This window comes from Desulfopila aestuarii DSM 18488 (assembly GCF_900143695.1).
Classification (GTDB): domain Bacteria; phylum Desulfobacterota; class Desulfobulbia; order Desulfobulbales; family Desulfocapsaceae; genus Desulfopila; species Desulfopila aestuarii.
In genome coordinates this window covers 129,505-146,952 of record NZ_FRFE01000014.1, presented here as the reverse complement: position 1 = coordinate 146,952, position 17,448 = coordinate 129,505, and the positions used below count along the sequence as shown (strand labels likewise).

At 48.9% G+C, this 17,448-nt stretch carries 15 protein-coding genes; 9 read left to right on the top strand and 6 right to left on the bottom strand.

Annotated elements, in window-relative coordinates; all coding sequences use genetic code 11:
* Window positions 1–223: 223 nt before the first annotated feature.
* The 3 genes from BUF15_RS14675 to BUF15_RS14665 form a co-directional block, all read right to left on the bottom strand.
* Window positions 224–904: a type 1 glutamine amidotransferase domain-containing protein gene (locus tag BUF15_RS14675; RefSeq protein ID WP_073614328.1), complete on the bottom strand. Its 681-nt coding sequence runs from the start codon at window positions 902–904 to the stop codon at window positions 224–226.
* 26 nt (window positions 905–930) lie between these two features.
* A complete protein-coding gene (locus BUF15_RS14670; protein ID WP_073614326.1) occupies window positions 931–1,968 on the bottom strand; it encodes an NADP-dependent oxidoreductase in 1,038 nt (345 codons plus the stop codon).
* A gap of 141 nt (window positions 1,969–2,109) precedes the next feature.
* Window positions 2,110–2,709: a TetR/AcrR family transcriptional regulator gene (locus BUF15_RS14665; RefSeq protein ID WP_073614325.1), complete on the bottom strand. Its 600-nt coding sequence runs from the start codon at window positions 2,707–2,709 to the stop codon at window positions 2,110–2,112.
* Window positions 2,710–2,944: 235 nt separating this feature from the next.
* Here BUF15_RS14665 and BUF15_RS14660 point away from each other — a divergent pair, with 235 nt between their 5' ends.
* From BUF15_RS14660 to BUF15_RS14645, 4 genes are all read left to right on the top strand, one after another.
* Window positions 2,945–3,367 (top strand): MarR family winged helix-turn-helix transcriptional regulator, encoded by a 423-nt coding sequence (locus BUF15_RS14660; RefSeq protein ID WP_073614323.1) that lies wholly within the window; start codon window positions 2,945–2,947, stop codon window positions 3,365–3,367.
* 218 nt (window positions 3,368–3,585) lie between these two features.
* Window positions 3,586–5,388 (top strand): AMP-dependent synthetase/ligase, encoded by a 1,803-nt coding sequence (locus tag BUF15_RS14655; protein WP_073614321.1) that lies wholly within the window; start codon window positions 3,586–3,588, stop codon window positions 5,386–5,388.
* 20 nt (window positions 5,389–5,408) lie between these two features.
* Window positions 5,409–5,873, top strand: a complete 465-nt coding sequence (locus BUF15_RS14650; RefSeq protein WP_073614319.1) for a molybdopterin-binding protein — start codon at window positions 5,409–5,411, stop codon at window positions 5,871–5,873.
* 382 nt (window positions 5,874–6,255) lie between these two features.
* Window positions 6,256–9,417, top strand: coding sequence for a PAS domain-containing protein (locus tag BUF15_RS14645; protein WP_073614317.1), 3,162 nt, complete (start codon window positions 6,256–6,258; stop codon window positions 9,415–9,417).
* 31 nt (window positions 9,418–9,448) lie between these two features.
* Here BUF15_RS14645 and BUF15_RS14640 read toward each other — a convergent pair whose 3' ends face one another.
* The 3 genes from BUF15_RS14640 to BUF15_RS14630 are packed head-to-tail and all read right to left on the bottom strand — an operon-like array spanning window position 9,449 to window position 13,020.
* Window positions 9,449–10,663, bottom strand: a complete 1,215-nt coding sequence (locus BUF15_RS14640; RefSeq protein ID WP_073614315.1) for a PAS domain S-box protein — start codon at window positions 10,661–10,663, stop codon at window positions 9,449–9,451.
* Between the two features lie 36 nt (window positions 10,664–10,699).
* Window positions 10,700–11,401 carry a response regulator gene (locus BUF15_RS14635; RefSeq protein ID WP_073614313.1) on the bottom strand — a complete coding sequence of 234 codons (702 nt, stop codon included), beginning with the start codon at window positions 11,399–11,401 and terminating at the stop codon, window positions 10,700–10,702.
* Window positions 11,398–13,020 (bottom strand): ATP-binding protein, encoded by a 1,623-nt coding sequence (locus tag BUF15_RS14630; protein ID WP_073614312.1) that lies wholly within the window; start codon window positions 13,018–13,020, stop codon window positions 11,398–11,400. The genes BUF15_RS14635 and BUF15_RS14630 overlap by 4 nt, the downstream gene beginning before the upstream one ends.
* A 330-nt stretch (window positions 13,021–13,350) precedes the next feature.
* On the opposite strand from BUF15_RS14630, the gene BUF15_RS14625 reads away from it, so the two are divergent.
* From BUF15_RS14625 to BUF15_RS14605, 5 genes are all read left to right on the top strand, one after another.
* Window positions 13,351–13,572, top strand: coding sequence for a 4Fe-4S dicluster domain-containing protein (locus BUF15_RS14625; protein WP_073614311.1), 222 nt, complete (start codon window positions 13,351–13,353; stop codon window positions 13,570–13,572).
* Window positions 13,565–14,713, top strand: coding sequence for a 2-oxoacid:acceptor oxidoreductase subunit alpha (locus BUF15_RS14620; RefSeq protein ID WP_073614310.1), 1,149 nt, complete (start codon window positions 13,565–13,567; stop codon window positions 14,711–14,713). Before BUF15_RS14625 ends, BUF15_RS14620 begins: the two co-directional genes overlap by 8 nt.
* A gap of 1 nt (window position 14,714) precedes the next feature.
* On the top strand, window positions 14,715–15,524 hold the full coding sequence (locus BUF15_RS14615) for a 2-oxoacid:ferredoxin oxidoreductase subunit beta (RefSeq protein WP_073614309.1): 810 nt from the start codon (window positions 14,715–14,717) through the stop codon (window positions 15,522–15,524).
* A complete protein-coding gene (locus BUF15_RS14610) occupies window positions 15,521–16,078 on the top strand; it encodes a 2-oxoacid:acceptor oxidoreductase family protein (protein ID WP_073614308.1) in 558 nt (185 codons plus the stop codon). The genes BUF15_RS14615 and BUF15_RS14610 overlap by 4 nt, the downstream gene beginning before the upstream one ends.
* Window positions 16,079–16,433: 355 nt before the next feature.
* A complete protein-coding gene (locus BUF15_RS14605) occupies window positions 16,434–17,405 on the top strand; it encodes a Bug family tripartite tricarboxylate transporter substrate binding protein (protein ID WP_073614307.1) in 972 nt (323 codons plus the stop codon).
* Window positions 17,406–17,448 lie beyond the last annotated feature (43 nt).

Below are 17,448 nucleotides of genomic sequence, written 5' to 3'. Positions count from 1 at the left end.
GAGGAAGAGCCCCTATAAACAGTGTTAAAGATCAATTTTGAAGCAGGCATAAAAATGATCGTTATAAACCTGCACAATTTTTCAACGTCCTGCTAGGTCTCGTACTTCAAACACTCTGCAAAGTCTGTGCTTATCTGCAGAACCCAACTGTATGGCCAGGATGACGCTTTAGGAGGACATCCGAGTTGGGTTTGTTGTGAAAAAGAAACAAGAACGAGTGCTGTCAATTTTTCAGGATGGCAAGCATACGTAGGGCTGCAGCCTCTGACGATGCTGGGTTCTGACCCGTCACCAGACAGGTATCCACCTCCACATAGCTTGACCAGTCTGGCCCTTTGGCATATCGACCGCCGTTTTCTTTCAGCATGTCTTCCACCAGAAAAGGAACTATTTTGGTTAACTGTACGGCCTCTTCCTCGCTGTTGCTAAAACCTGTCACCCGTTTTCCCTTCACGAATGGTTCACCTGTCGGTGTCTTCACATGGCGCAGAACTGCCGGGGCGTGGCAGACAAAACCGGCAGGTTTTCCATGCTTGATAAAATTCTCGATAAGATTAATAGAGGTTTTGTCCTCTGCAAGATCCCAGAGCGGGCCATGACCACCGGGGTAAAAAAGAGCGTCATAGTCGGCCGGGTTGACTTCATCCAACCGAAGGGTATTGGCGAGTTGCTTCTGAACCTTTGCATCTTGACGGAAGCGGGCTGTCGCCGCGGTCTGAAAGTCCGGTTCATCACTTTTGGGGTCCAGGGGTGGCTGCCCGCCTTTTGGAGAAGCAAGGCTGATTTGGAACTGTTTGTCCTGAAAGATGTAGTATGGCGCTGCAAACTCCTCGAGCCAGAAGCCGGTTTTTAGGCCTGTAGTTCCCAACGTATCATGTGAGGTAAGTACCATTAAAATATGCATTTCGTTTCCTATGTGATTTTGATTATTTATGATTGGTTATTGAGATGAACTACCAGCTTGCCGAAGTTTTTGCCTTCAAGTAGCCCAATAAATGCTTCCGGCGCGTTTTCCAAACCCTCGACGATCTGTTCCCGATACTGAATCTTGCCGCTGGTAACCAGGGCCGACATCTCTTTTGAAAATTCCCCGTAACGATGACCGTAGTCGTCAAAGATAATAAAGCCCTGCATCTTGATACGTTTGACCAGAATGGTAGCCATGAGTAGCGACAAACGATCAGGTCCATCGGGTAGGCGGGTAGCATTATATTGCGAAACAAGGCCGCATAGCGGAATCCGTGCGCCGACGTTGAGCAGGGGTAAAACGGCATCGAAAACTTTGCCGCCAACGTTCTCGAAATAGATATCGATGCCTTTTGGGCATGCCTCGCTCAGTTTTGATGTGAAGTTTGGATCTTTATGATCAAGACAGATATCAAAGCCAAGAACCCTCGTGGCATAATCTGCTTTTTCTGGACCACCTGCTATGCCGACCACGCGGCAGCCATTCAGCTTGCCGAGCTGGCCTACAGTTGCACCGACGGGGCCTGTTGCTGCTGCCACCACCAGCGTATCGCCGGATTTGGGTCTGCCAATATCCAACAGCCCCATATAGGCTGTAAATCCTGGCATTCCTAAAATGCCGAGAGCCCATGATGGGTTTTTGGGATTTTTACCCAACTGTATCAGATCTGCACCGTTGGATAGACTGTAAAGCTGCCAACCACCATAGCCGAGCACCCAATCTCCCTCAGCGAAATCCGGATGACGAGATCTTGCCACCTGGCAGACGGTAGCACCTACCATGACCTCGTCAATATTGACCGGAGGTGCATAGCTCGGGGCATCATTCATCCGGCCACGCATATACGGGTCAAGTGATAAGTAGACGGTGCGTAGCAGCACCTCACCTTCTTGCACATTTGGTAGGGCAACATCTTCAAGGCGAAAATTATTAGGGGTAGGAGCGCCCTCCGGACGCGATGCCAGGACAATTCTGCGATTGTTTTCTCTAATATCAGTCATGTGGGTATCCTTCTTTTTGGTGGTTTATGATTCGTTGCAACCGATGATAATTCTGATATCATCGGATCATTTGGAATAGTAGACCAGTCGTCTATCAATGCTGATTAACAGTTTTCCGTAATAGAAATGTACGTATTCAACTCAGGTCAAAGTATTTCCGCGCAGAAGCGAACTGGTGGCTTGCAGGGCTCTCTGCAGAGGTTTTTCGTGACGATTCAACTTGGACAACAGGCTGGCCCCGAGCCACATGGTGTATAACAGCTCTGCAGTAAAGTTGGCATTGCTTCCTGTAATAGAACCGTCGGCAATTCCCTCTTCGATGCATAGAGCGATACGCAGAATGACCTTGGATGATCCTTCCTGAAGAGCCAGGCGCATTGGCTCGGAAAGATCAGAAACTTCGGCGCTGAGTTTTACCACGAGACATTTCTGCTCGCCGCAGGCTGGCTCAGACTGGGTTTCGATCCAGCGCTGCCAGTAATTGAGCAACCGGTCATAGGCTGAGTTCGTCTGAGGTCGTAAGACTTCCTCCAGCCAGACGAGGTACTCCTTGAAATAGCTCTTGATGACCTCTTCCCCAAACTGCTCTTTTGACTTGAAATAATAATAAAATGAGCCCTTGGGAACCCCGGCGGCTCCGAGGATTTCTGCGAGCCCGACACTGGCAAACCCTTTACTGACAATCAGCCTGTAGCCGGTGTCGACAATATGCTGGCGTGTATCTTTAGTATCTTTCATCATAGTCGGTACGTTATGACATAATAGACCGGTCGTCTAGTAGGCTATGGAAATTTTTTTGAAAGTCATATCAGAAATCAGATGTTGAGATACTGCGGTGGCGATTTGTCTCTTTTGGCATGGAGCAGCGAAAAAGTGAGGGAAAGGGTAGAGCCTTACAAAAAATATGACTAAGCCAATATCAAATTGACAAAAATGAAATGTTCGTTCATATTGTTCGCATACGAAGGATGATGCAATGAATAAGATTTCACAAAACACACCCGATTGTACGATATTTCTGCTGGCCAAGGCCTATCAAAAGGCCCACGGCCAGTTCAAGGCCAAGTTGCGGCCATATAATCTCACCAATCTACAGCATCTTGTACTCGAAGGGTTGTGGATTGAAGAAGGCGTTACCGCCGCCGATCTCGGCAAACTTCTGGTCATGGATAAGGCGACGCTTTCCGGTGTTCTCGATAGAATGATCGATTCCGGTTGGATCAGAAAAGAAAGCGATCCTGATGATGGAAGGGTACTGCGCCTTTATACGACTGAGAAATCTGCGGACTTGAGAGAAGAGCTTATTGCTCTGCGAATAGCAGCCAATGAGGAGATGTTGGCCGGTTTTAGCCATGAAGAGCAGGTGTTGTTTAAGCGGTTGCTGAAAGATCTAAGCTGATCGTTGACATAATCGATTCTGGGTTGTGGATCGATGAGATTTTGCTGTCTGATGTAGGTATTGCTGGCATCTTTGTCTTTTGATATGCCCGAATTGTTCGTATGCTAACGGAAAGGCGGCATCAATGATGCAGATGTGTTGCTGTTGGGATTGTGCAATTAATTACCTGATGTACAAGGTTCTTTCGATCATCTTTGCTACGTGAATGGAGATACTGCATGTACACCTTTGACAAGCCTGATAATCTTGTGGAAATGTTTGAAGAGAGTCTTGGCCGTAATGCCGAGCGTCCGCTATTTGGTAACGCAGATAACAATGGCAAATACACCTGGGTGACGTATCGAGAGGTTGGGGAACGGGTCAACGATCTCCGTGCAGGATTGGCGCAGCTTGGTGTTTCCGCAGGTGACGCAGTAGGGATCATCGCAAATAACCGGACCGAATGGGCGATAGCTGCTTTTGCTACCTTTGGTCTGGGTGGCCGGTTTATCCCGATGTATGAAAAGGAGCTTCCCAAGATCTGGAAACATATCATCAGGGACAGCGGCCTGAAGGTCCTGTTTGTTGCCAACGAAAAGATTTATCAGGAAGTTGAGCAGATGCGCGATGAGCTTGTTGACCTGGAACAGATGTTCCATATAGACGGATCCGCGACAGGAACCATGATGGAGCTGGAACAGCAGGGGCGAAAAATCCCGATCAGGTCGACAATACCCAAGCCAACTGATACCGCTGTCCTCATTTACACCTCTGGCACCACCGGTGATCCCAAAGGCGTGCTGCTTTCCCATGGTAATTTTACCAGCAATGTACTTGGTGGCAGCAAGAAGTATCCTGAGCTTGATCATCGGAGTCGCAGTCTTTCTATTTTGCCGTGGGCCCACTCTTATGGCCAGACTGCTGAGTTGTACAATTTTATCAATATGGGCGGCTCGATTGGCTTTATCCGTGATGTAACCACCATTGTTGAGGATATGCGCAATGTGGCGCCCACATTCCTTATTGCTGTTCCCCGTGTTTTTAATAAGATTTATGATGGGATCAGGCACAAGATGAACGAAAAGGGTGGACTCGCACTCAAACTCTTCAATATGGGGATCGAGAGTGCCAAAGAGCTCAGAGCGCCTGCCGGACAGGGAAAAAACGTACTGTTGGCAAAGTTGAAGTTTGCCATAGCTGACCGTATTGTTTTTCAAAAAATCCGTGAGGGGTTCGGTGGTCGTTTGGAGTCGGCGCTTACGGCGAGTGCCATGATGAATCTTGAGGTCGCACAATTTTTTACCGACATCGGCCTACCGGTGTATGACGCCTATGGCCTCAGTGAAACAAGTCCGGCGGTCACCATGAACTGTCGTACAGCCAATAAACCTGGTAGTGTCGGCCGCCCACTCGACAAGGTTCGGGTGGTGATAGATCGACAGTATTTCGATGAAGATGAAAATGGCTCCGGTGAAATTGTGGTATATGGCCCTAATGTCATGCAGGGCTATCATAATAAGCCAGAAGCCACGAAAGAAGTGATAACCGAAGACGGAGGCTTCCGTACCGGGGATCTGGGATACCTGGATAACGATGGCTATCTCTTTATCACCGGCCGGATAAAAGAGCAGTATAAGCTGGAAAATGGGAAATATGTCTTTCCAGCAACTCTGGAGGAAGAAATTCAGCTCTCACCCTGGGTCGAGAATGTCTTTATTTATGGAGAGGGGCGAAGTCATAATATCTGCATCATTGTCCCCGATTTCATTAAGCTGTCAGCCTGGGCTGTGCAGCAGGGCATAGATGCATCAACCCATGCTGAACTGATTGCCAGCCCTGAAGTTGAGGCCATGATCAAGGAATCGATTGCAACGCAACTGAAGGGGAAATTCGGGGGGTATGAAATTCCCAGACAATTTATTTTGGTTGACGAACCCTTCAGTGTAGATAACGGTATGTTGACGCACACAATGAAGCTCAAGCGCCGTAAGGTGTTGGATCGCTATCAGGATCAGGTAAATATGGCCTATGGGGCCCCATGATAACCGTGTAGGAGTGACGTTTGATAGCCAAGGAAAAATCAGAGGCTCCCTGCTTTCGTATCAGTGGCAGAGTTCGTGAGACCTGCCGTTTTCATCTGAGCCAATTGTTGGCCATGGAGACGGTTGAATTCAACGACCTGCTGATGGCATGCGGGAGCGGAGAGCCAAAAGGGCGGATCAACAGCTGTCGTGGAATTTTATTGACCGATATCATCAATATGGCCGGGGTGATCACTTCCGATCATAATGACACGAAGAAAATGTATGTTGTTGCCTCATCTGACGATGGTTACACCACGCTCTTCTCCTGGCAGGAGCTTTTTAATACCACGGTGGGTGAGGGTGTTATCGTTCTTCTGGAAAAGGACGGCCGGCGGGTCTATGAGGACTTTGGCCGGGTTGATCTCTTTTCTACCGGAGATTTTTTGAGTGGTGCTCGCTATGTCAAACGGCTCTTCGATCTCAGAATACTCATGATTGAATAGTCTCCAGATCAATAGTGATTTTTATAACGATCGCTTACCTGGCTTTCCTGCCGAGTCAAAGGTTGCTACTTTTCTTTCCCGCCCAGTTTTCTCGCTCGCCCATCCACCTGAATGCCTGCTGTTACTGAATAACTCTTCTGCAGGCATCAACTGTTGAATAGATAATCAATGTTCTGTTCGAATTCGCTGTAACCTGGTAAATTTTCTAAAAATATCTTTTCGCGCCATTGCTGACTCATGTGTAATGAGTTAGGATCTGCTGAATTATTGAAGGTGCTTTCATTAGTTGTTTCGGCAATCGTATTTTTGATGATTCGATAAATAGTGAATTGGCAGCTAGTTGTTTTATGTCCGCATTTCCTTGATCGCTTGGAGCAGTAGCATGTCGTACGATGAATTAACAAAAGAGCAACTTTTTGTTGAGTTGGAAAGAGTCAAGAAAGAGCTGGACGAGTTGAAAAAAGATCAAAAGAAGCGGGGAGAGATCGAGGAACGCTTTCGGCTTGCTATGGAAGCGTGCAAAGACGGAATCTGGGACTGGAATATCAAGACGAGAGAGATCTATTACAGTCCCGGATACAACGCTATGCTCGGGTATGGGGCTGACCAATTTCCAGATGACGTTTCCGGTTGGCTTGAGCACATGCACCCTGATGATATCGAAGCGGTGCTCGCTGCGATTTACGCCTGCATTGATAATCATTCCGAGAGCTTTTGTGTCGAATTCAGGATTCAGGCCAGGTCCGGCAAGTGGATCTGGATTTTGGGGCGTGGACAGGTTGTCCAGCGCAATATGCACGGCAAGGCCTTGCGGATGGTTGGAACACATACCGATATTACCCGGATCAAAGAATCAGAAGGTCATTACCGCAGCGTCTATGAAACAGTTTCTGCTGCAATTGTAACAATTGGTATGCAAGGCCAGTACCTATCATGGAATCCTGTCTGGTGTGAGATGCTGGGGTATTCCGCAGAGGAAATAAAGAAACTCAACGCGTTTGACATAACACACCCAGATGACCTTGACCAGGGTGCACGAAACGTTGCCTCTCTTATTCAGGGTAAGGTGACAAGTTACAGGCAGGATAAGCGCTTTATTAAAAAAGACGGCTCTATTCTCTGGGTCGATTTGTCAGCCTCGGCACTGAGAAACAGTAATGGCGAAGTTGAGGCTCTACTCGGCGTTATTATTGATATTTCCAGCCGTAAAAGAGTCGAAGCGGCAATGGCATCAACAGAAGAGCGATATAGCACACTGGTCCATCGTATCAGTAGCGGTGTCGCTGTCTATGAGGCCGTGGATGGCGGGACAGACTTCATATTCAAAGATTTCAATCCTGCCGCAGAAGAGATGACCATGACAAGCCGGGAGCAGGCTTTGGGAAGCACGCTTCTGCAACTTTTTCCTGCAATCAAAAATTCTATTCTTTTCAGTGCACTGCAAAGAGTCTGGACCACCGGGACTCCTGAACAGCTTCCACCTATTTTCTACAAAGATTCCATGCGAGAAGGCTGGCGGGAGAATCGCCTGTATAAGCTTCCTTCGGGAGAAGTTGTGTCCCTTTTTGATGACGTGACCCAGCGAATCAATGCCGCCAAAGCCCTTGAAGCCAGTGAACAGCGACTTAACCTGGCCCTGAATGCGGTGAATGATGCCGTCTGGGACTGGAAAATTGATACAGGTGAAGTCTATTTCAGTCCACGTTGGTATACCATGCTCGGATTTGAGCCGGATGAACTTCCGCAGGGCTTTGAAACCTGGCAAAAATTGCTCTATCCCGAAGACAAGGCAAGGGCAACAGCAGAAGTTAGAGCGTATCTGAAGAGCGGAGAGTCCTTCAAGGTCGAAATGCGCATGCGCACCAAAGGAAATCAGTGGCGATGGATTTTAGGCCGCGGCATGGTTGTTGAGACGGATGCATCTGGAAGGGCGATTCGCATGATCGGGACTCACGTTGACATTACTGATCGTATTCAGGCTACCGAAGCACTCAGGGAGAGTGAACAGCGTTTTCGCAACCTTCTCGAAAATGTTGAGATGGTCGCCGTGCGTGGTTACGACGAGAGCAAGCGGGTAATTTACTGGAACAGGGCCTGTGAAGCGTTGTATGGCTATTCCAGAGCAGAGGTAATCGGACTTCAGTTTGAAGAACTGATCATTCCTAAAGATCAACGATCTGCCATCGGCCATATGATGACGTCCTGGATAACAGAAGGTATTCCTTTTCCCAGTGGAGAGTTTACCTTACAGCATAAAAACGGTTCATTCCGATCTGTCTACTCGTCGAATGCCATGCAGATCAATGCACAAGGGAACAGAGAATTGTTTTTTGTCGATGTGGATCTCACCGAAATACAGTCGGCATATTCAGAGCTTATCGAGGCCAAAGAAGAGGCTGAAGCAGCCAGTCGCGCGAAGTCTCTGTTTCTGGCGAACATGAGCCATGAACTTCGTACCCCCTTGAATGGCATAATGGGCGTACACCATATTCTGGAGTCAACTTCACTTGACGACAAACAGCAGGAATACCTCTCGTTAGCCCAGGGATCGGCCATGAGGCTGACGACTCTTTTAAACGATATTCTTGATCTGACCAGGGTCGAAGCTGGTTGTATGGAACTGAAAAACACGTCTTTCAGCCTGGCTGAGACTCTCCATGATACCAAACAGCTCTTTCAGGCATCAAGTGGACAGGAGGATGTCGAGTTCAGGTTTCATGTCGATCCTGAAATTCCCAAAAAACTGGTAGGTGACCATTCCCGATTACAGCAGATTCTTAATAATATTGTTGGGAATGCAATAAAATTCACTGTAGTAGGGATAATAGAGATATCCGTGTCTCTCTTGCCCAACCGAAGTGGTGATGAATGCAAACTCCTTTTTTCGATTTCTGATACCGGTATAGGTATACCAGAAGAAAAACTGGACTCAATTTTCAATTCATTCACCCAGGTGGACGATAGCTTCACTCGAACGCATCAGGGAGCAGGGCTAGGATTGTCTATTGTGAAACGGCTTGTTGGTCTTATGGGAGGCAACATGGCTGTTGAAAGTCGGATCGGCATGGGAACAACATTTTATCTTTGCCTTCCTTTCCAGGTAGAGACAAAAATCACTGCATTAGAAATTCCAGCATCACAGCACAGTTTGCAGGTTTCTCCTGGCCGAATAAAAGCGCTTCTTGTTGAAGATGATGTGATAAGCCAGATGGTCTTCCAGAAATTACTTGAAAAAGAAGGGTGTGAAGTCATTACAGCCAACGATGGCATACAGGCCATACAAAAACTGAACAGGCAACGTTTCGATGTGGTGTTTATGGATGTACAGATGCCGGTTATGGATGGCGTAACAGCTACCCAAGCTATCCGAAATGGTGAGGCAGGGGAACAATCTATGAATACCATGCTGATAGCCACGACAGCGTATGCTATGACCGGCGACAAGGAGATGCTCCTGCAAGCTGGTATGGATGGCTATATTGAGAAACCCATAGCAATGGGGGCGTTGCAACAGGTGTTGAACAGAATTCGTCACACGATGTGAGCATGATGATTTGAAAGATCAGTAAAGAAAATTAACTGGAAGGCTTTTTACTTTTAGAAGAAGCAGCTACCTCCTCTACAAGATCAGGATAGTGTTTTTCCAGACAAGTCGGGCAAATGCCATGGCTGAACTGCGCTTCTGTGTGTTCTCTGATATAGGTTTCAAGCTGTTTCCACGCTCCTTGGTCGTCACGAATATTTTTACAGTGGGCACAGATGGGAATAATGCCATGCAAGGTTTTTATCTGTTCAAGAGCCTGGCGAAGTTGGGTGACTGTTTCCTGGAGTTTGGCTTCCGTATTTTTGAGGGTGGTGATATCTGTGATCATCCCGAATGAACCGATGAACTGGTTGTCATCATTGAGTATCGCGGTTGCCGATACCAGGGCTTTGAGAGGATTCCCGTTTTTGGTTTTGAAGGTTCGCTCGAAATTTTTGTGTACACCATGGCTGCGCTCTTCTTTTTGGGTGGCAAAGTTATCAACATCTTCTTTCCAAATGAGATCTTCAAACGGTTTTCCAGACAATTCCTCAAGCTCATATTCCAGCATTTTGGCGAAATGCTCATTTGCATAGACAATGCGCCAGTCTGCACCGAGGCTGACAATACCTTCATTTGCGGTGGCGACAATACGACGAAATCGCTCCTCGCTTTCAATCAGCTCTTTCTCTTTTCGCTTCCGGTCAAGGGCTATGGCTACCTGATCGGCTACAGCCACCATAACCTCCAGGTCGGTCTGATCATAGCACAGGGGGTCAAGATAACTCTGAACAGCCATGACACCAATTATATCAGCCTGGGTTTTGAGGGGTACACCGAGCCAGATCGCTGATGGCGTACATGCAGGGATTGGAAAATGACTTGCTGCTCGCCGACGGAGAATTGCGGTATTGTCGATAAGTAGAGGCGTACCTGTTCGGATGACATCGGCCGTGAGGGACGCGGTTTTACTGACATCAATAACTGGAGGATAATGTTCATCGACTGAATCAACGAAATAGGGGAAGTGAATGCTGTCCTTACACTTGTCGTACAGGGCAATATAGAAGTTGGTGGTGTCGATGACTGGGCTGAGGGCGAGATGGATCGCTTTGAATAACTGATCACGATTTTTCGTGGTGTTGACAGCATTGGCAATCGCAAAAAGTGAGGTGTTGATGGCTTCGAAACGCTTTCGCTGTTGCGATGATTGTTCCAGCTCGCGGACTTTTTCCTCAAGTTCTCTGTAGCTCGGTTTTTCTGCCATCGTTAGCTTGTCTCCTGTGCAAGCAATGTCACAATTCTATTGCCCATCTCCATGCTGCAGACGATATTTCCGTTCCGGTCGTCCTTTGGTGCCGTAATCGAGCTGGATGGCGAGCAGTCCTTCAGAGATCAGGTATTCAAGGTATTTGCGGGCCGTGGTCCTGCTGACCCCGATGGTGTTACCCATTTCCGTGGCGCTCATGATCCTGCCGCTATCTTCCTGAAAAACTGCCATGATCGAGTTGAGAGTGACGGTGTCGATGCCTTTGGGTACATCGTCACTTCCCATGGCGACGGCAGGTGCCGCTTTTCGAAAGAGTCGGTCGGCTTCGGCCTGGGTCAGGGTGTCGGTGGTGGCGAGTTGGGTGCGATAGTTCCGGTAGTTGGTGAGCGACTCCTGGAATCGTTCGAAAAATACCGGCTTTATCATATAGTCAAAAGCACCGCCCTGGAGGGCGCTGTGCAGCATCTCTACCTCCCTGGCCGCGGTTATGAGAATAACATCAGTCTGTTGGTGGCTGGTTCGAAGTTCTTTTAAAAATTCGATGCCGTTTGATTCCGAAAAATAGATATCGAGCAGAATAAGATCGGGTTCAAGGGTTTCGGTGAGCAGCTTTGCTTCTGCAATCGTGGTGGCGATGCCTGTCACGGTAAAGCCGCCAATCTTATCCACAAAGGCCTGATGGGTCCGGGAGATCTTGATATTGTCTTCAACTATCAGTACTTCAAGATTGTTCATGGCGCATAACCCTTCTTGGGGATGATGATATCAAATCTGGTTCCTCTTGTCTCGCCCGGTTCGAGTTCGATGGTGCCGCCAAGGGTGTCGATAGCCCTTTTGGCGAGATAGAGCCCATAGCCGCGCTGATTACCACCTTTTGACGAGATACCCTTTTCAAAGATGCGATCAGCTATTTCTATGTCTATTCCTTTGCCGGAATCTTCAATCTCAAAGATCAGATCATTACCGAAATCGGACATAAACAGACTGATGCGCGGTTTGGTGCCTGCAGCTGCGGCGGCTTCAATGCCATTGTCGATAATATTACCAAGTGCGGTGGTGAGAGTGTGACGATCAAGGGTGTCGGGCAGGTCGATCATGCGACTTTCCGGGTCGATGAAAAATTCCACCTTGTGTTCGCTGGCATGCATGTACTTGCCGATGATCATCGATGAAAGAATGCGGTCGGGCAGGTTTTCAGCGAGAAAGCGAATCAGCTTTCGATGCCCGGTGGTTTCATCGGCGATATAATCGAGAACATCCTGGTAGGCGCCGATCTGGATCAGGCCAACAATGGTGTGCAGGTTATTGGAATATTCATGGGTCTGGGCCCGTAGCATATCGGAGAAGGTCTGCACCTGAGAAAGCTCGCGGGCGATCATGTCGATATCTTCTTTTTTCCTGAAGGTGACCACCAGTCCTCGACGATCGCCGACAGGTTCGACGTTGACGATGATAGGGATGCCAGCCAGCACGAACTCCCGGTCCGAAACAGGTTCGCCGGTTTGGAGAATATGGGGCACATCGAGGGCCGGGAAAAAATCGCGCAAAGGATGTTTTTCTAGATCGCGTCGATCATGGAGATCGAGCGTCTTCAATGCAGCTTCATTGACGAGGGTGATAGTGCCCTTTGCATCAGTTGAGATAATGCCCTCCCGGATCGATTCGATGAGGGCGCTTCGTTCCTGAAACATGTAGGCGATTTCCGCTGGCTCAAGGCCGAAAATAATCCATTTGACCCCCTTGGCAATGAAAATGGCGGCAATAAGGCCGAGAGTGATGAAGACAAAAGTGAAGAAAATGATTTTTTCAAGATAATCATCGGATGCCTTGCGCAGCGTGTCGAGAGGATAGCCTACGGAAACCATGCCGATAATTCTATACCGCTTGTCAATCACCGGCACACTGCCGCGGATATAGGGGCGGCCGTTTTCCAGGGTACGTTGTGTGTAGGCGCTGCCGTAGATCAACGCTCGTGTAGCCAAAGTGTCTTTGAGGTGAGTGCCGATTAATGCGGAATCCGGGTGGCTGATCAGTTTACCGTGGATATCGGTGACAAATACATATTCGGCGTCCGTCGGCAGCGGAACGAAGTCGGTGATCGGCGTGAAGATCCTTTTTGAATCGGATGATGACTGAATAAAATCATGTATAGCAGTAAGGCCGGCCAGCTGTTCAGCCGTCTGGATAGCCCTCTTTTGCATCTGCTTGTCGACAATGTCAAACGCCATCTGAGAAAAGATCGAACCAAAAGCAACAAGCAGGGCCACTACCAATATCATGATGATAATGGAGACCGAGTCCAGCAGTCGCCTGGGACGAATAACATTGTAGAAACCAGCAGCAGAGATGTTCATACCGGGAAGTATAAAAGGAAAAGCGTATTTTTACCATTCCATATGGTGAGGAAAGATCTGCATCGTATGGATATGATCAATACGGAAAGAGCTGCCGTTGTGTTCATAGTGTCGCCACATGATATGGGTGAAAGGGTTGGTGCTCAACATAAGTTGCATAAGTTGAATTAAACAATAAAAATAGCAGAAAAAACCAATTGTAGACAGTGTGTTAACTGATGGTGTTACTGTTGTATCAGGTAGTCATGATGATTCTTTATGACACTATCATGCATGGCGGGGCAGTTTCAGGTTGTATTACTTCACATGCTCTCAAATAAAGAGGGAACAATGGCCAAAAAAACATTGAAAGAGCATCGAATCAACCGTGATTGGTGCAAGGGGTGCGGCATCTGCGTCGCTCTTTGCCCGAAACATGTACTGGAATTGGACCAGTCCGACAAGGCAGTCGCTCTACGGTTGGAAGACTGTATCTGCTGCAAGCTCTGTGAGATCAGGTGTCCCGATCTTGCCATTGAGGTAATTATGGAAGAGGGAGAACGAGATGACTGAGATGATACGGTTTGTTCAGGGGAATGAGGCCTGCGTCGAGGGCGCTCTCTATGCCGGGTTGGAATTTTTTGCCGGCTATCCGATTACTCCGTCGACGGAAATAGCTGAGCTGCTTTCCGGACGTCTGCCAACAAATGGCGGAAAGTTCATTCAGATGGAAGACGAGATAGCCTCAATGTGCGCGATCATCGGTGCATCGCTCACCGGCCACAAGGTAATGACCGCCACCAGCGGCCCTGGTTTTTCCTTAAAGCAGGAGGCAATCGGTTATGCCTGTATGGCTGAGATCCCATGTGTAATCGTCAATGTACAGCGGGGCGGTCCTTCCACCGGTAACCCGACCCATGTGAGCCAGGGTGATATCAACCAGGCCAGATGGGGAACCCATGGCGATCATTCGATCATTGCCCTTACAGCTTCCAACCACCAGGACATTTTTGCCATGACCGTGGATGCCTTCAATCTTGCTGAAACTTACCGGACTCCGGTGGTTCTGCTGCTTGATGAAGCGGTGGGGCATATGCGGGAAAAGCTCACCATCCCCGCAAAGGATGAACTTCAAATTATTGATCGGCTGCGCACCTCACTTGGCAAGGATGTGGATTACCATCCCTACCTGCCGCGCGAGGATGGACGCTTGCCCATGTCAGATTTCGGGGGTGATCATCGTTATAATGTTACCGGACTCTATCATGACATGTGGGGTTTCCCGTCAGCCAACCCGAAGGTGGTCAACCAGTTGCTTCGCCATCTGGTCGACAAGATAGAAAACAACGTTCACGCCATTACCCGTTATAAGGAATATTACCTCGAAGACGCCCACTATATCATGGTTTCCTACGGTTCTTCCGCCCGTTCAGCTATCCACCTTGCAGAAGAGCGACGAAAGCGTGGCGAACGGATTGGGGTGCTCGAACTGCAGAGTATTTGGCCGTTTCCCACGGAAGTTGTTCGGGAGAAATGCGCCGCTGCCCGTGCAGTTGTGGTGGTGGAGATGAATATGGGCCAGGTCCTGGCCCAGGTGAAGTCTGCCGTTGAACATCCTGAGAGGGTTTTTCTGGCGAATCGGATTGACGGGAAACTGATTGCCCCCCATGATATCAAGAAGCTCTTGCGCGTTATCCAGGGCAAAGGAGTGTGACATGGCCGTTACAGACTATTTACGACAACGTTTTTTTCCCCACATGTGGTGCCCTGGCTGCGGTCACGGCACGATTCTCAATTCGCTGCTGCGGGCGGTGGAAGAGCTTGAGCTGAGCAAGAACGATATCGTCATGACTTCGGGAATCGGCTGTTCGGCGAGGATATCCGGCTATGTCGATTTTCATTCCCTGCATACCCTGCACGGCCGGGCCCTGGCTTTTGCCACAGGGGTAAAACTTTCCAAGCCGGAGCTGACCCTGCTGGTGCCCATGGGAGATGGTGATGCCCTGGCTATTGGTGGCAATCACTTCATTCATGCCGCCCGCCGCAATATCGATATCACCGCCATTGTCATGAACAACCGGATCTACGGGATGACTGGTGGCCAGTTCTCACCACTTTCCGGCCCCGGTGTCAAAGCAACTACCGCCCCGTATACCACAATCGATGCCAACTTTGACGTGGTCAAACTGGCTATTGCGGCAGGAGCGTCTTTTGTGGCACGTTCTACCGCCTATCACGCCCGGGAATCGACAGAGATTCTGAAAAAAGCGATAATGCACAAAGGCTTTTCAGTGGTGGAGATTCTCTCCCAGTGTCCAACTCATTATGGACGAAAGAATAAGGAAGGGGATGCGGTTGCCATGCTTGAATTACATAAGACCAATACCGCAAAACTGGGTTCAAAACAGTTGGAGGAAAATCCCAACCTGGTTGCCAGGGGTATTTTCATTCAGGAGGAGCGGGCGGAGTATTGTATTGAGTACGGGAAAATTGTCGAGCATGCCCAAAGGAGGAATGTGAAATGAACGTGATGCGGCTTGTTTTTTCCGGTTCAGGTGGCCAGGGAGTGATTACTGCCGCCATTATACTTGCGGAAGCGGCGGTAATCTACAGTGGCAAGAACGCCACGCAGACCCAGGCTTATGGCGCTGCGGCCAGGGGGGGCGCCACCCGGAGTGATATCATTCTCTCGGATAGTGCCATATATTATCCCGGAGTGACCGAGGCCAATGTGCTGATCACCCTTACCCAGGATGCGTATAACGAATTTGCTTCGATCACCCGCCCAGGAGGTCTGCTGCTGAGTGATCCTCGCTTTGTCCAGACCACAAGGAAAGCCGATGCCAAACAGCTTGAGCTGCCGATGTATGACCAGGTAATGGAGAAGATTGGTAAGCCTATCGTCTACAATATCTGCACTCTTGGTGCACTGATCGGCATTACCCAGATTCTGGAGCCGGAAGCAATCATGCAGGTTTTAGAAGAAAGAATACCACAGGATTTCATCAACCTGAATATGCGGGCTTTTGACCTGGGTCTGGTTTTGGGATCGCAATATCAATACCGAAAATTCTACTGATTATTGATGAGAGGAACACCCTGTGCGATTGGCAAGATACAACGCATAGTGGCGGAGCTATGCCCATTGATCACATTGCCGACTCAGGATGCTTATGGCAAGCGACACAAGTTGCATAAGTCGAGTTAAAGAACAAAAATACGATAAAAAGCCACATGTTGACAGTAGGTTAGTGAGTAGTGTTAGTGTTTGTTTACATAATCGTCACAGACTCATCGCAATCTACATAAATGTCGCAATGACTACCTGAGCTTTCAAGCTCTCTGCAGGATCAAACAAAAGGAGTATCAGATGATTTTCAGGGCCGAATCCGGCTCCTGTATCCCACCATCCATTTCAGCATATCGGAGGAAGTATGAAACTGAACAGATTCGCTGCAACCGCACTGCTTTGCACATCACTTATTGCCGGCTCGGCCTTTGCCGCCACCATCGACAAACCGGAATGTGTTGCCCCGGCCAAACCGGGTGGAGGTTTTGACCTGACTTGCCGAATTGCTCAGACAGGCCTGAAGGATCAGCTGCAAGAGCTGATGCAGGTCACCTTTATGCCGGGCGGGATCGGCGCTGTGGCCATAAACATGTTCAACACTACCCGTACCGATGATCCGAATGCCATCGTTGCCTTTTCCTCTGGTTCGCTTTTGAATATCGCCACCGGCAAATATGGTGAATGGACTGAAAACGACGTGCGCTGGCTGGCGACCGCAGGAGCCGATTTTGGCGCCGTGGTTGTCCGGAACGATTCTAAATTCAAAACGCTTGCCGAGCTGATGGATGCCTTTAAGCAGGGTGAATCCACTGTGGTGGTTGGCGCCGGTGGTTCAGTCGGTTCTCAGGACTGGATGAAAGCTGCCCTCCTTATCAAATCCATCGAGAAAGATCCCAAGAAAATGCGTTATGTCGCATATGATGGCGGCGGCGATGCAATAACAGGTCTGCTCGGTGGAAGCATCGAAGTGTATTTTGGCGATGTCGGCGAGATGGTCTCACACCTTGGTACAGGCACCATGCGTGTTCTGGCGGTCATGTCGCCTGACCGTTTGCCGGCGCCATTTGCTGAGATTCCTACCACGAAAGAGCTGGGCTATGATGCCGAGTGGACCATTATGCGCGGCTATTACATGGGTAAAAATGTCTCGGACGACGCCTACAATGCCTGGGTAGAGAAGTTCAAAGCTGCCTATGCTACCGAGGAATTTGCCAAGATCCAGAAAGAGAAAGGACTGCTGCCCCTCAACATGGCCGGCAAAGAGTTTGATGACGATGTGAAAAAACGCGTCGATCGGATGCGCGGGATCGCCAAAGAAGCCGGCCTTATTCAGTAATCGTTCCAGATTCTTTCAATATCGTAAGCTCACAATCCTCTGC

Excerpts from the sequence above, each read along its gene's own strand:
- BUF15_RS14675 (WP_073614328.1), bottom strand. The coding sequence starts at position 904 with ATGCATATTTTAATGGTACTTACCTCACATGATACGTTGGGAACTACA.
- BUF15_RS14670 (WP_073614326.1), bottom strand. The coding sequence starts at position 1,968 with ATGACTGATATTAGAGAAAACAATCGCAGAATTGTCCTGGCATCGCGT.
- BUF15_RS14665 (WP_073614325.1), bottom strand. The coding sequence starts at position 2,709 with ATGATGAAAGATACTAAAGATACACGCCAGCATATTGTCGACACCGGC.
- BUF15_RS14660 (WP_073614323.1), top strand. The coding sequence starts at position 2,945 with ATGAATAAGATTTCACAAAACACACCCGATTGTACGATATTTCTGCTG.
- BUF15_RS14655 (WP_073614321.1), top strand. The coding sequence starts at position 3,586 with ATGTACACCTTTGACAAGCCTGATAATCTTGTGGAAATGTTTGAAGAG.
- BUF15_RS14645 (WP_073614317.1), top strand. The coding sequence starts at position 6,256 with ATGTCGTACGATGAATTAACAAAAGAGCAACTTTTTGTTGAGTTGGAA.
- BUF15_RS14640 (WP_073614315.1), bottom strand. The coding sequence starts at position 10,663 with ATGGCAGAAAAACCGAGCTACAGAGAACTTGAGGAAAAAGTCCGCGAG.
- BUF15_RS14635 (WP_073614313.1), bottom strand. The coding sequence starts at position 11,401 with ATGAACAATCTTGAAGTACTGATAGTTGAAGACAATATCAAGATCTCC.
- BUF15_RS14630 (WP_073614312.1), bottom strand. The coding sequence starts at position 13,020 with ATGAACATCTCTGCTGCTGGTTTCTACAATGTTATTCGTCCCAGGCGA.
- BUF15_RS14625 (WP_073614311.1), top strand. The coding sequence starts at position 13,351 with ATGGCCAAAAAAACATTGAAAGAGCATCGAATCAACCGTGATTGGTGC.
- BUF15_RS14620 (WP_073614310.1), top strand. The coding sequence starts at position 13,565 with ATGACTGAGATGATACGGTTTGTTCAGGGGAATGAGGCCTGCGTCGAG.
- BUF15_RS14615 (WP_073614309.1), top strand. The coding sequence starts at position 14,715 with ATGGCCGTTACAGACTATTTACGACAACGTTTTTTTCCCCACATGTGG.
- BUF15_RS14610 (WP_073614308.1), top strand. The coding sequence starts at position 15,521 with ATGAACGTGATGCGGCTTGTTTTTTCCGGTTCAGGTGGCCAGGGAGTG.
- BUF15_RS14605 (WP_073614307.1), top strand. The coding sequence starts at position 16,434 with ATGAAACTGAACAGATTCGCTGCAACCGCACTGCTTTGCACATCACTT.